The organism is Enterobacter sp. AG326 (assembly GCF_004362415.1).
GTDB lineage: Bacteria > Pseudomonadota > Gammaproteobacteria > Enterobacterales > Enterobacteriaceae > Enterobacter > Enterobacter asburiae.
Map to the genome: position 1 here is coordinate 294,346 of NZ_SNXG01000001.1, position 12,345 is coordinate 306,690.

At 57.2% G+C, this 12,345-nt stretch carries 14 protein-coding genes; 9 read left to right on the top strand and 5 right to left on the bottom strand.

Annotated elements, in window-relative coordinates:
- Positions 1-21: 21 nt before the first annotated feature.
- The 5 genes from urtB to zinT are packed head-to-tail and all read left to right on the top strand — an operon-like array spanning position 22 to position 4,868.
- A complete protein-coding gene (gene urtB / locus DFO52_RS01370) occupies positions 22-1,596 on the top strand; it encodes an urea ABC transporter permease subunit UrtB (protein ID WP_133548940.1) in 1,575 nt (524 codons plus the stop codon).
- Complete coding sequence (gene urtC / locus DFO52_RS01375; RefSeq protein ID WP_133548942.1) at positions 1,596-2,669, top strand: urea ABC transporter permease subunit UrtC; 1,074 nt, start codon at positions 1,596-1,598, stop codon at positions 2,667-2,669. Before urtB ends, urtC begins: the two co-directional genes overlap by 1 nt.
- Positions 2,669-3,466 (top strand): urea ABC transporter ATP-binding protein UrtD, encoded by a 798-nt coding sequence (urtD, locus tag DFO52_RS01380; RefSeq protein ID WP_133548944.1) that lies wholly within the window; start codon positions 2,669-2,671, stop codon positions 3,464-3,466. The genes urtC and urtD overlap by 1 nt, the downstream gene beginning before the upstream one ends.
- Before the next feature lie 9 nt (positions 3,467-3,475).
- On the top strand, positions 3,476-4,174 hold the full coding sequence (urtE, locus tag DFO52_RS01385) for an urea ABC transporter ATP-binding subunit UrtE (protein ID WP_133549832.1): 699 nt from the start codon (positions 3,476-3,478) through the stop codon (positions 4,172-4,174).
- 52 nt (positions 4,175-4,226) lie between these two features.
- A complete protein-coding gene (gene zinT, locus DFO52_RS01390) occupies positions 4,227-4,868 on the top strand; it encodes a metal-binding protein ZinT (RefSeq protein ID WP_029741243.1) in 642 nt (213 codons plus the stop codon).
- Between the two features lie 46 nt (positions 4,869-4,914).
- On the opposite strand, the gene ydeE is transcribed toward zinT, so the two are convergent.
- Positions 4,915-6,108 carry an efflux MFS transporter YdeE gene (gene ydeE, locus DFO52_RS01395; protein WP_133548946.1) on the bottom strand — a complete coding sequence of 398 codons (1,194 nt, stop codon included), beginning with the start codon at positions 6,106-6,108 and terminating at the stop codon, positions 4,915-4,917.
- A gap of 193 nt (positions 6,109-6,301) precedes the next feature.
- Between ydeE and eamA the strand changes: the two genes are divergently transcribed.
- Positions 6,302-7,204, top strand: a complete 903-nt coding sequence (eamA, locus tag DFO52_RS01400; RefSeq protein WP_133548948.1) for an O-acetylserine/cysteine exporter — start codon at positions 6,302-6,304, stop codon at positions 7,202-7,204.
- A gap of 33 nt (positions 7,205-7,237) precedes the next feature.
- Here eamA and marB read toward each other — a convergent pair whose 3' ends face one another.
- The 3 genes from marB to marR are packed head-to-tail and all read right to left on the bottom strand — an operon-like array spanning position 7,238 to position 8,324.
- Entirely contained in the window at positions 7,238-7,456 is a 219-nt protein-coding gene (gene marB / locus DFO52_RS01405; RefSeq protein ID WP_029741246.1) for a multiple antibiotic resistance protein MarB, read from the bottom strand.
- Positions 7,457-7,488: 32 nt separating this feature from the next.
- Positions 7,489-7,869, bottom strand: a complete 381-nt coding sequence (gene marA, locus DFO52_RS01410; protein ID WP_008502237.1) for an MDR efflux pump AcrAB transcriptional activator MarA — start codon at positions 7,867-7,869, stop codon at positions 7,489-7,491.
- A 20-nt stretch (positions 7,870-7,889) separates the two neighbouring features.
- Positions 7,890-8,324, bottom strand: a complete 435-nt coding sequence (gene marR / locus DFO52_RS01415; RefSeq protein WP_008502236.1) for a multiple antibiotic resistance transcriptional regulator MarR — start codon at positions 8,322-8,324, stop codon at positions 7,890-7,892.
- A gap of 255 nt (positions 8,325-8,579) precedes the next feature.
- Between marR and DFO52_RS01420 the strand changes: the two genes are divergently transcribed.
- Positions 8,580-9,245, top strand: a complete 666-nt coding sequence (locus DFO52_RS01420; protein WP_023311775.1) for a MarC family NAAT transporter — start codon at positions 8,580-8,582, stop codon at positions 9,243-9,245.
- Between the two features lie 85 nt (positions 9,246-9,330).
- On the opposite strand, the gene DFO52_RS01425 is transcribed toward DFO52_RS01420, so the two are convergent.
- On the bottom strand, positions 9,331-10,527 hold the full coding sequence (locus tag DFO52_RS01425) for a sugar transporter (RefSeq protein WP_133548950.1): 1,197 nt from the start codon (positions 10,525-10,527) through the stop codon (positions 9,331-9,333).
- Positions 10,528-10,704: 177 nt separating this feature from the next.
- On the opposite strand from DFO52_RS01425, the gene DFO52_RS01430 reads away from it, so the two are divergent.
- Entirely contained in the window at positions 10,705-11,493 is a 789-nt protein-coding gene (locus tag DFO52_RS01430; RefSeq protein ID WP_133548952.1) for a PhzF family phenazine biosynthesis protein, read from the top strand.
- Between the two features lie 27 nt (positions 11,494-11,520).
- Positions 11,521-12,312: a PhzF family phenazine biosynthesis protein gene (locus DFO52_RS01435; RefSeq protein ID WP_133548954.1), complete on the top strand. Its 792-nt coding sequence runs from the start codon at positions 11,521-11,523 to the stop codon at positions 12,310-12,312.
- Positions 12,313-12,345: the final 33 nt, after the last annotated feature.

Consider the following 12,345-nt stretch of genomic DNA (forward strand, 5'->3'; position numbering starts at 1 on the left):
CCATCACCAGGGAGAAACGTCATGAACGCCATGCGCATGTTCATCGCTCTTGTATGGCTTTCCGGACTGCTGCCAGGGATGGCGCAGGCATCGGATGCCGATCGTTTTGTTGCCGCCAGCCGCAGCCAGCAGGCGGAGTTGCTTTCGCAGTGGGCCGCCGCGCCGGACGCCTCGAGGCTGCCGCTGCTGCAGGCACTGCAAAAAGAAAATCTCTATACCGACAGCCAAAAGCACGCCTTTGCGCAGCGCAACGGTCAAATGGTCTCGCTCGGTGACGCTAAGTCGACCGAAGGGGCAGCCAAAGCCGTTCGTCTGACCAACCGGCTGCGCGTGCTGGCCGCCACGGCCATCGCTACGCATCAGCTGGTGAGTGACAGCGTCACAGAAAGGCGGGCAGCGGCACGTCAGCTTCAGCGGGATGCCCAGCCGGGGATGCTCGCTTTTCTGGAAAAGCGGGTAAACGATGAAACGGACGCGGTGGCACGTCAGGTGCTTTTACTGGCGGTGGCGAATCTCCAGCTAGCCAGCCCGCAGGCAGAGGTGCGCCGCAAGGCTGTCGAATTATTAGGGCGGTCTGACGATCCGGACGTGGAGTCCAGACTTGCCCCGTTTACCCAGGCACAGACAGAGCCTGATGCCGGGGTTCGCGCCGCCGCGCAGGAGAGCCTTAGCCAGATCCAGCATCGGCTGATGTGGGGCGATCTGCTGGGCCAGGCGTTTATGGGGCTGTCGCTGGGGTCGGTGCTGCTGCTGGCGGCGCTGGGGCTTGCCATCACCTACGGCCTGCTGGGCGTCATTAATATGGCGCACGGTGAGATGCTGATGCTGGGCGCGTATGCCACGTGGATGGTGCAGCAGGCGATGGCCGGGCTTGCGCCCCAGTGGCTGGCGCTCTATCCCGTTATCGCGCTGCCGGTTGCGTTCTGCCTGACGGCGGGTATCGGGATGGTGCTGGAGCGCACCGTGATCCGCCATCTGTACGGTCGCCCGCTGGAAACGCTGCTGGCAACGTGGGGGATCAGCCTGATGCTCATCCAGCTGGTGCGCATGACGTTTGGCGCCCAGAATCTGGAGGTGGCCAACCCGGCATGGCTTTCCGGCGGGGTGCAGATCTTTGCCAACCTGACGCTGCCGTGGAACCGCATCGTGGTGCTGGGCTTCGTGCTGCTGGTGCTGTTCTTTAGCTGGCTCATTCTGAATAAAACCCGTCTGGGGCTGAACGTACGCGCGGTGACGCAGAACCGCAGCATGGCCGCCTGCTGCGGGGTACCGACAGGCCGCGTCGATATGCTGGCGTTTGGGCTTGGCTCAGGAATTGCCGGGTTAGGCGGCGTGGCGCTATCGCAGCTCGGTAACGTCGGGCCGGAGCTGGGCCAGGGCTACATTATTGATTCCTTCCTCGTGGTCGTGCTGGGTGGCGTAGGCCAGCTGGCAGGCAGCGTGGCCGCGGCGTTTGGTCTGGGTATTTTCAATAAAATTCTTGAACCGCAGATGGGGGCGGTGCTGGGCAAGATCGTGATTCTGGTGGCGATCGTGCTGTTTATTCAGAAACGCCCTCAGGGGCTGTTTGCGCTGAAAGGGAGGGTGATTGACTGATGAGCCAGCCGCTGACCTTAACGCTGGCGCGCAAAGCGCCGCGCACAACGCAACTTGCAGGCAGCCTGCTGGTGGTGTGTCTGCTGATCTTACCGTTTTTCGCCTTACTGCCTGCGACGCATCCGCTGGCGCTGTCGACCTGGATGCTGACGCTGATTGGCAAGATCCTCTGCTATGCCATCGTTGCGGTGGCGCTGGATCTGGTGTGGGGCTACGCCGGGATGCTCTCTCTTGGGCACGGCATCTTCTTCGCCCTGGGCGGCTACGCGATGGGCATGTACCTGATGCGCCAGTCCGCGGGTGACGGTCTTCCCGCGTTTATGTCGTTTCTCTCCTGGAGCGAGCTGCCGTGGTTCTGGTGGGGAACCCAGCATTTTGCCTGGGCGCTGGTGCTGATTGTGATGGTGCCGGGCCTGCTGGCTCTGGTGTTCGGCTGGTTCGCCTTTCGCTCAAAGATCAAAGGAGTCTATTTCTCGATTATGACCCAGGCGCTGACCTATGCCGGGATGCTGCTGTTCTTTCGCAATGAAACCGGCTTTGGCGGCAATAACGGCTTTACCGGCTTCACCACGCTGCTCGGGTTTTCGGTGACGGAAACGACCACCCGTATCGCGCTGTTTCTGGCGACCGTGCTGTTGCTGATTCTGGCGTTGGGCACCGGATTTGCCCTGGCGAAGAGCAAGTTTGGCCGCATCCTGACCGCCGTTCGCGACGCCGAAAACCGCCTGACGTTTTGCGGCTACGATCCGCGCGGGTTCAAGCTGCTGGTATGGACGCTTTCTGCCGTGCTGTGCGGCCTGGCGGGGGCGCTGTACGTCCCGCAGGTGGGCATTATCAACCCCGGTGAAATGTCGCCGACCAACTCGATTGAAGCGGCCATCTGGGTGGCGCTGGGCGGGCGCGGCACGCTGGTCGGGCCGGTGATTGGCGCGGCGCTGGTAAACGGTGCCAAGAGCTTCTTCACCGTCGCGATGCCCGAATACTGGCAGCTGTTCCTGGGGCTGATTTTCATCGCCGTCACGCTGTTTTTACCGCGCGGCGTCTACGGTCTGTTTCGAAAGGGAGAGAAATAATGCAGCCAGCCGAAGGGTTATTTACCCGCCAGTTGCCGGGCGATCGTTACCGTGAACAGACCGACCCGGTGCTTCAGCTTGAGGCCATTAACGTCAATTTTGATGGTTTTCAGGCCCTGACCGATCTCTCGCTGAATATCGGCGTGGGCGAGCTGCGCTGCGTGATTGGCCCTAACGGCGCCGGTAAAACCACGCTGATGGACGTCATCACCGGCAAAACGCGGCCAAAGAGCGGCAGGGCGATTTACGATCAGTCCATCGACCTGACCGCGCTGGAGCCTGCGGCCATTGCCCGCCAGGGGATTGGGCGTAAATTCCAGAAACCCACCGTTTTTGAAGCGCTGACGGTGTGGGAAAACCTGGAGATCGCCATGAAAACCGATAAATCCGTCTGGGCGAGCCTGCGGGCAACGCTCAACGGTGAACAGCGCGACCGCATTGATGAGATGCTGGTTTTGCTGCGCCTTAGCAGCGAACGTGACCGCCGCGCCGGGCTGCTTTCGCACGGGCAAAAACAGTTTCTGGAAATCGGTATGCTTCTGGTACAGGACCCGCACCTGCTGCTGCTGGATGAACCGGCCGCCGGGATGACTGACGCGGAAACGGAATACACTGCCGAGCTGTTCAAAACGCTGGCGGGTAAGCACTCCCTGATGGTGGTGGAGCACGATATGGGCTTTGTTGAAACCATCGCCGACCACGTCACGGTGCTGCACCAGGGGCGGGTACTGGCGGAAGGTTCGCTTCGTGAGGTGCAGGCAAACGAGCAGGTGATTGAGGTCTATCTGGGGCGCTAAGGAGCGATGATGTTACAGGTTAACGAACTGAATCAGTATTACGGCGGCAGCCATATCCTGCGCGGCGTGAGTTTTGAGGCCGTCACCGGAGAAGTCACCTGCCTGCTGGGCCGCAACGGCGTCGGCAAAACCACGCTGCTGAAGTGTCTGATGGGGCTGATCCCGGCAAAAACCGGGGAGATTGTCTGGCAGGGTAAAAAGATCACCCACAGCAGGCCGCACCAGCGGGTGCAGTCTGGCGTGGCGTACGTCCCGCAGGGCCGCGAGATTTTCCCGCGCCTGACCGTGGAAGAGAACCTCCTGCTGGGGCTGTCGCGATTTTCCGCCCGCGAGGCGAAGCAGATTCCGGACGAGATCTGGCAGCTGTTCCCGGTACTCAAAGAGATGAAGCATCGGCGCGGGGGCGATCTCTCCGGTGGACAGCAGCAGCAGCTGGCGATTGGCCGCGCGCTGGCGAGCCGTCCGCAGCTGCTGATTCTGGACGAGCCGACGGAAGGCATACAGCCGTCGGTGATTAAAGAGATTGGCCAGGTGATCCGTACCCTGGCGAACAGAGGCGACATGGCGATCCTGCTTGTCGAACAGTTTTACGACTTTGCCGCCGAGCTGGCCGACAGCTATCTGCTGATGTCGCGCGGCACCATAATCCAGCGTGGGCGGGGTGAAAACATGGAGCAGGAGGGCGTTCGCGGATTGGTTGCGATATGAAATGTTATATTATAACATCCTCATTCTTACAAAACGGAATGAGGGTGTTATGTTGGCTGCACATATTGGGAAATTTGCCATGACTCTGGGGGCGCTGCTGGTCAGCGGCCAGCTGTTTGCTCACTCGCACGGCCATCAGATGACCGAAGCGGAACAGAAAGCGGCGAGCGGCGTGTTTGAGGATAAGGACGTGAAGGACAGATCGCTGTCTGACTGGGACGGGACCTGGCAGTCGGTCTATCCGTTCCTGCTGGACGGCTCGCTGGATCCGGTGTTTAAACAGAAAGCGCAGAAAGACAAAAGCAAAACCTTTGACGAGGTGAAAGCGTACTACCGCAAGGGTTATGCGACGGACGTGGATGCTATCGGCATCGAAAATAACGTGATGGAATTTCATAAGGGCAAAGCGGTCAGCCGCTGTCAGTATGATTACAGCGGCTACAAAATACTGACCTACGCATCGGGCAAAAAAGGCGTTCGCTATCTGTTTGAGTGTAAGGATGCCGGCAGCAAGGCACCGAAGTTTGTTCAGTTCAGCGACCACACCATCGCACCGAAAGCCTCTTCGCATTTTCACATTTTCATGGGCAACACCTCCCACGAGGCGCTGCTGAAAGAGATGGATAACTGGCCGACCTATTATCCCAATGAGATGTACAAAGAGCAGGTGGTGGAGGAAATGTTGCACCACTGATGCTTTATTGCCGGGTGGCGGCTACGCCTTACCCGGCCTGGAAGCGCTACGCCACGTTGGGCGTTTCGCACCACGCCTTCACGCTCATTCCGCGCAAAATCATCAGCCACGCAATGACAATGGCGACCATCATAATGACAAATAGCGACCAGTGCGGCAGGTTGGTCAGGATAATACCGGTGATCATCGGGTTTGCCGCCGCGCCGAGCCAGCCCAGCGCCTGCGCGGAGAAATAGCTTGCCTTCATCCCCGGCGGGGCAATGTTGTCGATCAGCATGTATTCGCCCGGCGCATAGATAATCTCACCCAGGGTAAAGATGGCGGCAGCGATGCCCCAGTAGACCAGGTTTTCCCCGGAGATCATAAAGCCACCCAGCCCCACGATAAAAAACAGGGTGGCGAGGGTCATCAGCGGGCGAATATTGCTGGCAGAGATCTTGCGGCCCAGCGCATATTGCAGCGTCACCACCACGGCGGCGTTGACGGGCAATACCACGGCGACCACCTTTTCGGCGAAATTACTGTCCGCATGCGCGGCCAGAACGTATTGCGAAATGCAGGTCGCGAACGATCCGCCGACGTATGACGCGAGCAGGCCAGAGAGCGTATACCAGAACAGCGCTCGGTCTTTCAGCAGCACCGACGGCTGCCAGGGCATCTTCTCCTCGGCGGTATCCAGCGCAACGCTTTTCTGCACGAAGAAATGGATGAATCCGAGCGGCAGCGCGGCGCAGAAGGCCGCCAGCCAGAACGGCAGCTGCAGGCTGTACATCACCAGCAGGGTGCCAATCGGCGGCCCGATCGTCCAGCCAATATTCAGAAAGCTGTAGTTAAGCGAGAAGACGCGCGCTTTCTGGCTTGCGGTGAGCACGTCGGAGAACCAGGCCTTCAGCACCGTTGAAAAGACGGAATAGGCGCAGTTGATCAGCGCAAAGAACAGCACCACCAGCGTGACGTTATCGACCAGCGGGATTGCGACAAATCCGGCGATAAAGGCCACGATCGCGATCAGCATGTAGCGCTTTTTATCGAACTTATCGGCCAGAATGCCAAATCCCAGGCTGAACACCACGCCGATAGTCAGCGCAATCGTCAGGGCATAACCAATATTCTCGACGCTCATGCTGTAGACGCGCGTGAGATAAATGGTCATAAACGGCAGCGTTGCCCCCCGACCAATGGTTAATAACAATGACGATGCCAGCAGCGCTGCGGTTGAGCGCCTGAGAGATGGTTTCATATTCCTGCCCGACAAATGCTTATGCTTTTTATGTTGTGTCCTAAAAGGATTATCACGACATAAGGGGCTTGTATAGCGCCTAATTTATCCCTAAGTGCTTCGCCTGACTGCCAGAATTAATGATCTTCTCGCCGCCCGCTTTTTTCTGTTACCTTGAAGTGTTAACAAATAATTAATAATTCAGGGGCAGGGTATGACGCGTAAAGACGGGCTGCTGGCGTTGCTGGTGGTCGTAGTATGGGGGCTCAATTTTGTGGTCATCAAGCTGGGGTTACACAATATGCCGCCGCTGATGCTGGCCGGTTTGCGTTTTTTGCTGGTCGCGTTCCCGGCGCTCTTTTTCGTCGCCCGTCCGAAGATCCCGTTAAAGCTGCTGCTGGGCTACGGTCTGACCATTAGCTTCGGCCAGTTCGCGTTTCTCTTCTGCGCCATCAAGTTCGGTATGCCGGCCGGTCTGGCCTCGCTGGTGTTGCAGGCGCAGGCGTTCTTTACCATTATTCTCGGCGCCTTTGTGTTTGGCGAGCGCCTGCAGGGCAAACAGCTGGCGGGCATTACGCTGGCGGTGTTCGGCGTGCTGGTGCTCATTGAAGCCAGCCTGAACGGCCAGGATGTGGCGCTGCTCGGCTTTATGCTGACGCTGGCGGCGGGGCTGAGCTGGGCCTGCGGGAATATTTTCAACAAGCTGATTATGCAGCACGAGGCGCGCCCGGCGGTGATGTCTCTGGTTGTCTGGAGCGCGCTGATCCCGATAATCCCGTTTCTGGCGGCGTCATTTATTCTGGATGGTCCGGATGTAATGCTGAATAGTCTGGTCGAAATCGATCTGACCACAATCCTTTCTCTTGTCTATCTGGCCTTTGTCGCCACCATTGTGGGCTACGGGATCTGGGGATCGCTGCTGGGGCGCTATGAAACCTGGCGCGTGGCACCGTTATCCCTGCTGGTGCCGGTGGTGGGGCTTGCCAGTGCGGCACTCTTGCTGGATGAAACGCTGAGCGCGCTGCAGCTGATTGGCGCCGTGCTGATTATGGCCGGACTGTACATTAACGTCTTTGGCCTGCGCGTGCGTCGGGCGACGCGGGTAAGAAAGGCATAAAAAAAAGCCCCGCGTCTGCGGGGCAAAAACGAATCAGAGGCCGTGCTGATTATAATAAGGCACGCCCAATTCGTCGGATTTGTCGCTACCAGCACCCATATGGTTGAAATCATAAGGCGACTGGTCATGTGCTGACGGCAAAATCATCGTATCAGGATTATTTTGCTGCGTTGCACGAGGGGTTTGCTCCGCGAAGGTCTGGCTGGAGAACAGCACCAGCAAGGCGAGGGCGGCGGAGGCGGTAACTTTCATGATTTCCTCGGTTACGTCTTTACAGGCGATGGTTAACTACAGTGTTTTAACGGATACAGGTATCGGGATTCGCCCGGCACGCTGGTGATTCGGTACTTATGAGGCGGCACGTCAAAATAGTTCTTGAACGTACGCGTCAGGGTTTGTTGCGATTCAAATCCGTAACGCTCCGCCAGATAAAGGATCGGCTCATTGCTTTCTTTCAGTTTCTGGGCAATTTCCGTCAGCTTGCGGCTGCGAATGTATTGACCTAATGAATGACCGGTCTCTTTTTTGAACATCCGTTGCAGGTGCCATTTGGAGTAACCTGAACGCTCTGACACTTTTTCAAGGGAGAGCGGCGATTCCAGGTTATCTTCGATCCAGTCCAAAATGCTATGAATGGTGATAGCGTCAGTATTGCGTCTGGACATCGTCATACCTCTTTTTCTGTTTACGGCAGTATTTTTTTGAGCAGAAGCTCAAGGGTTGCCACTTCATCTGCCGTTAAGTTTTTTGTTAGTTCCTGATGCAGTGTTTGTCCTACTAATTGATGACATTGCTCGCACATGGCCGCGCCATCGCTGGTCAGCTTCACCAGTACGCCGCGTTTGTCATTCGGGTTAGGGCTTCGTTCTATCCATCCTTTGCAGACGAGACGATCCAGCATGCGGGTTAACGCGCCCAGATCGACAGAGAGCACCTTTTTCAGCTCAACCGGTGTGATACACACTTCGCAGCGAATGGAACACAGCACTTTGAACTGTGTTGCGGTGATATCCAGCGGTGACAGATAGTCATTGAGCAGGCGATCTTTTTTCTGATTTACCATATGAATAAGACGACCCAGCGGAACAACGTCGTTAAAGATATCACTGGTGCTTTTCACAATGGTTGCCCTGGCAAGTAGTTAGTCACGGCAGATATTATTGCTCAGGCAAGTATAAGTCAACTGAATGAGTCAGCCGATGCCACGAATTGCTAAAACGTTTCATGAACTTTTTTTGTGGTCTTTCAAATCATATAGATAACTGTGAGTTATCTTTCCAGAACAGAAATAATCGTTGCGTTGCGCCCATGGCTCAATGTCACACTTTCACCCTATAATTGCTGTGTTAAATATGGATAAGGACGACAACGCACTATGTTGGATTTAATAAAAGCAATCAGCCTTGGGCTGGTGGTCTTGCTGCCGTTGGCTAACCCGTTAACGACGGTGGCGCTGTTCCTCGGGCTGGCAGGGAATATGAACAGCGCCGAACGCAACCATCAGTCGATGATGGCCTCGGTGTATGTGTTTGCCATCATGATGGTGGCTTACTATGCCGGACAGGTGGTGATGAACACCTTCGGGATTTCCATCCCCGGCCTGCGTATCGCCGGGGGGCTGATTGTGGCCTTTATCGGTTTCCGCATGCTGTTCCCGGCGCAAAAAGCGCATGAGTCGCCGGAAGCGGCCAGCAAATCGGAAGAGCTGGAAACCGAGCCGAGTGCGAATATCGCCTTTGTGCCGATTGCCATGCCGAGCACGGCGGGGCCGGGTACGATCGCGATGATCATCAGCTCCGCGTCAACGGTGCGCGACAGCGCAACCTTCCCGGACTGGGTGCTGACGGTTGCGCCACCGCTGATTTTTGCGATTATCGGGGTTATCGTGTGGGCGTCGCTGCGCAGCTCTGGCGCCATTATGCGCTGGGTAGGCAAGGGCGGTATCGAGGCGATTTCCCGTCTGATGGGCTTCTTACTGGTCTGTATGGGCGTGCAGTTTATTATTAACGGCGTGCTGGAAATTATTAAGACCTATCATTGATGCGATTGCCGGGCGGCGCTTCGCTTGCACGGGCCTGCGGGTTTTGTAGGCCGGGTAAGGCGAAGCCGCCACCCGGCAAGAAGGCTCACCCGTGCTGACCCTGTTCCTCCAGCGCCACCGGCCATTTACGGAAGATGAGCACCGACCAGATCAGCGCCACCAGCGCCGGAATGGCGCCGAGATAGCCAATCGCCGACATTGATACGTGCAGTATTACCTGATTTCCCACCAGCGCGCCCGCGCCAATCCCCAGATTGAAAATCCCTGAGAACAGCGACATGGCGACGTCCGTTGCATCCGGTGCCAGGGCCAGAACTTTCACCTGCATGCCCAGACCAATAATCATGATCGCCACGCCCCAGAACAGGCTGAGGATCGCCAGATGGCTTTCACTGCCTGCGGCAGGCATCAGCAGCAGCAGGCAGGCCAGCAGCAGACCGATAGCGCAGCTCACCAGCGTCGACGCATGCCGGTTACCCAGCTTACCGAACAGCACGCTGCCAACAATGCCCGCTCCGCCGAGGATCAACAGCAGGACGGTGGCAAAGTTGGCGCTAAAGCCCGCCACCACCTGCACAAAGGGTTCAATGTAGCTGTATGCCGTGTAATGGGCCGTCACCACAATGACGGTAAGCAGGTAGATACCCAGCAGCGCCGGGCGACGCATCAGCAGCGGCAGGCTTTTCAGCGAGCCGGAATGCTCGCTCGGCAGCGCGGGCAGCAGCTTAATCAGGCATACCAGCGTAACCAGCGCGCCCATACCAATGGCGAAGAACGTCGTACGCCAGCCGAAGTATTGCCCTACGATGCGGCCAATCGGCAGTCCCAGCACCATCGCCAGTGCGGTACCGGTGGCAATCAGGCTCAGCGCCTGGGCGCGTTTCCCTGCCGGAGCGAGTCGAATAGCCAGAGACGCGGTGATCGACCAGAACACCGCATGGGCAAAGGCAATGCCGATTCGGCTGATGACCAGCACCGTAAAATTCCACGCCATAAACGACAGGACATGGCTGGCGATGAACAGCACAAACAGACCGATCAGCAGCCTGCGCCGCTCCATCTGGCTGGTCAAAAGCATAAACGGCAAGGACATCATCGCCACTACCCAGGCGTAGATGGTCAACATAATGCCCACCTGGGCCGTTTCCATCTGGAAACTTTCAGCGATGTCAGACAACAGCCCAACCGGAACAAATTCTGTGGTGTTAAAAATAAACGCGGCGATGGCCAGCGTGACCACGCGTAGCCACGCAACCCTGCGGGAAACTGTGTTCGTTGTCATAGGGATGTCGGAGATTCGTTGCTGAAAAGAAGAGGAGACGATCTTAAAACGTTGAACGGCGAAAACTCAACCATTATGTGACGCAGATCTCAATATTTACCTTATGAAAGCGGTAGCCGGGAACGCTGTTTTCATTGAATATAAAAGAACAACACAATAAAAACAGGCGGTAAGACAATGCAGGAGATTGATTTTTATCTGGTAGATGCGTTCAGCGATACCTCATTTGGCGGCAATCCGGCCGCCGTTTGCCCGCTCAAGGAATGGTTACCCGATGAGACCTTGCTGAAAATGGCGCAGCAGCATAATCAGTCGGAAACCGCTTTTTTCGTCTGCAGTAAAGGGGGCATTGAGCTACGCTGGTTTACCACGCTCACCGAAGTCAATCTCTGCGGCCACGCTACGCTGGCGGCCGCGCACGTGCTGTTTACCGAGCTGGATTACCCGGATTCGCGGATCCACTTTGATACCGCCTCTGGCCGCCTGACGGTCAGCCGGGAGGGGGAGTGGATGACGCTGGACTTCCCGGCATGTCCAACCCATGAAGAGACGCCCCCGCCGGAGATGCTCTCGGCGCTGGGTATCAGCCGCTACGTTGAAGCCCGTAAAGGGCGCGCCTGGCTGATCGTTCTGGAGAATCGCCAGCAGGTTGAAGCGCTTGCGCCGCGCTTCTCGGCGATGAAGCCAGGCGAGCATAAGGTGTGCGTTACGGCGCGCGGTGAGAGGGAATATGATTTTGTCAGCCGCTTTTTCTCACCGGGCGTTTCCGTCCCGGAGGACCCGGTCACCGGCTCTGCGCACACCATGCTGATCCCTTACTGGAGCGAAAAGCTGGGCAAAACGACGATGTTTGCCCGTCAGGTTTCAGCGCGCGGCGGCGACGTACGCTGCGAGCTGAAAGGTTCGCGCGTGCTGATGAGCGGGCAGGCCACGCTTTATCTGAAAGGCACAGTTTTTCTGCGCTAAAAACCCATAACAAGAGAGGAAGAGACAATGCAGGAAATTGATTTTTATCTGGTGGATGCCTTCAGCGATAAAACCTTTGGCGGCAACGCCGCAGCGGTATGTCCTCTGGAAGAGTGGCTGCCGGACGAAACGCTGCTCAAAATGGCGCAGCAGCATAACCAGTCTGAGACCGCCTTTTTCGTACGCACCGACGGCGGGTTTGAGCTGCGCTGGTTCACCACGCTGGATGAAATTAACCTCTGCGGTCACGCTACGCTTGCCGCATCGCACGTCATTTTCGAATACCTTGATTATCCGCATACCGAAATTACCTTCACCACCCGCTTTGTGGGCGAGCTGACCGTCAAACGCAGCGGCGACTGGCTGACGCTGAACTTCCCCGCGTGGTCGACGGAGGTTGTCGAGAACCCACCTGAAGTGCTGTTTAGCGCGCTGGGCATCACGGCGGCAAAAGAGGTGCGCGTCGGACGCGATTACATGGTGGTGCTGGAGAGCCAGCAGCAGGTTGAAGCGTTAACGCCGGATATCGGGGCCATGCTTCCGCTGGATAAAATGGTCTGCGTGACGGCGCCGGGAGAAGAATATGACTTCGTCAGCCGCTTCTTCTGCCCGGGCGAAGGGGTGCCGGAAGATCCGGTTACCGGATCCGCCCACAGCATGCTGATCCCTTACTGGAGCGAAAAGCTGGGCAAAACGTCGCTCAATGCCCGCCAGGTGTCATACCGTGGCGGGGATCTGCGCTGCGAGCTGAAGGGCGACCGCGTGCTGATTAGCGGCCAGGCGACACTGTATCTGAAAGGGCGAATCTTCCTGCGCTAGCTGAGTGACGCGCTATAAGTTAATACTATGAAC

Coding starts and splice junctions, on each gene's coding strand:
- urtB (WP_133548940.1), top strand. CDS start 22: ATGAACGCCATGCGCATGTTCATCGCTCTTGTATGGCTTTCCGGACTG.
- urtC (WP_133548942.1), top strand. CDS start 1,596: ATGAGCCAGCCGCTGACCTTAACGCTGGCGCGCAAAGCGCCGCGCACA.
- urtD (WP_133548944.1), top strand. CDS start 2,669: ATGCAGCCAGCCGAAGGGTTATTTACCCGCCAGTTGCCGGGCGATCGT.
- urtE (WP_133549832.1), top strand. CDS start 3,476: ATGTTACAGGTTAACGAACTGAATCAGTATTACGGCGGCAGCCATATC.
- ydeE (WP_133548946.1), bottom strand. CDS start 6,108: ATGAAACCATCTCTCAGGCGCTCAACCGCAGCGCTGCTGGCATCGTCA.
- eamA (WP_133548948.1), top strand. CDS start 6,302: ATGACGCGTAAAGACGGGCTGCTGGCGTTGCTGGTGGTCGTAGTATGG.
- marB (WP_029741246.1), bottom strand. CDS start 7,456: ATGAAAGTTACCGCCTCCGCCGCCCTCGCCTTGCTGGTGCTGTTCTCC.
- marA (WP_008502237.1), bottom strand. CDS start 7,869: ATGTCCAGACGCAATACTGACGCTATCACCATTCATAGCATTTTGGAC.
- DFO52_RS01420 (WP_023311775.1), top strand. CDS start 8,580: ATGTTGGATTTAATAAAAGCAATCAGCCTTGGGCTGGTGGTCTTGCTG.
- DFO52_RS01425 (WP_133548950.1), bottom strand. CDS start 10,527: ATGACAACGAACACAGTTTCCCGCAGGGTTGCGTGGCTACGCGTGGTC.
- DFO52_RS01430 (WP_133548952.1), top strand. CDS start 10,705: ATGCAGGAGATTGATTTTTATCTGGTAGATGCGTTCAGCGATACCTCA.
- DFO52_RS01435 (WP_133548954.1), top strand. CDS start 11,521: ATGCAGGAAATTGATTTTTATCTGGTGGATGCCTTCAGCGATAAAACC.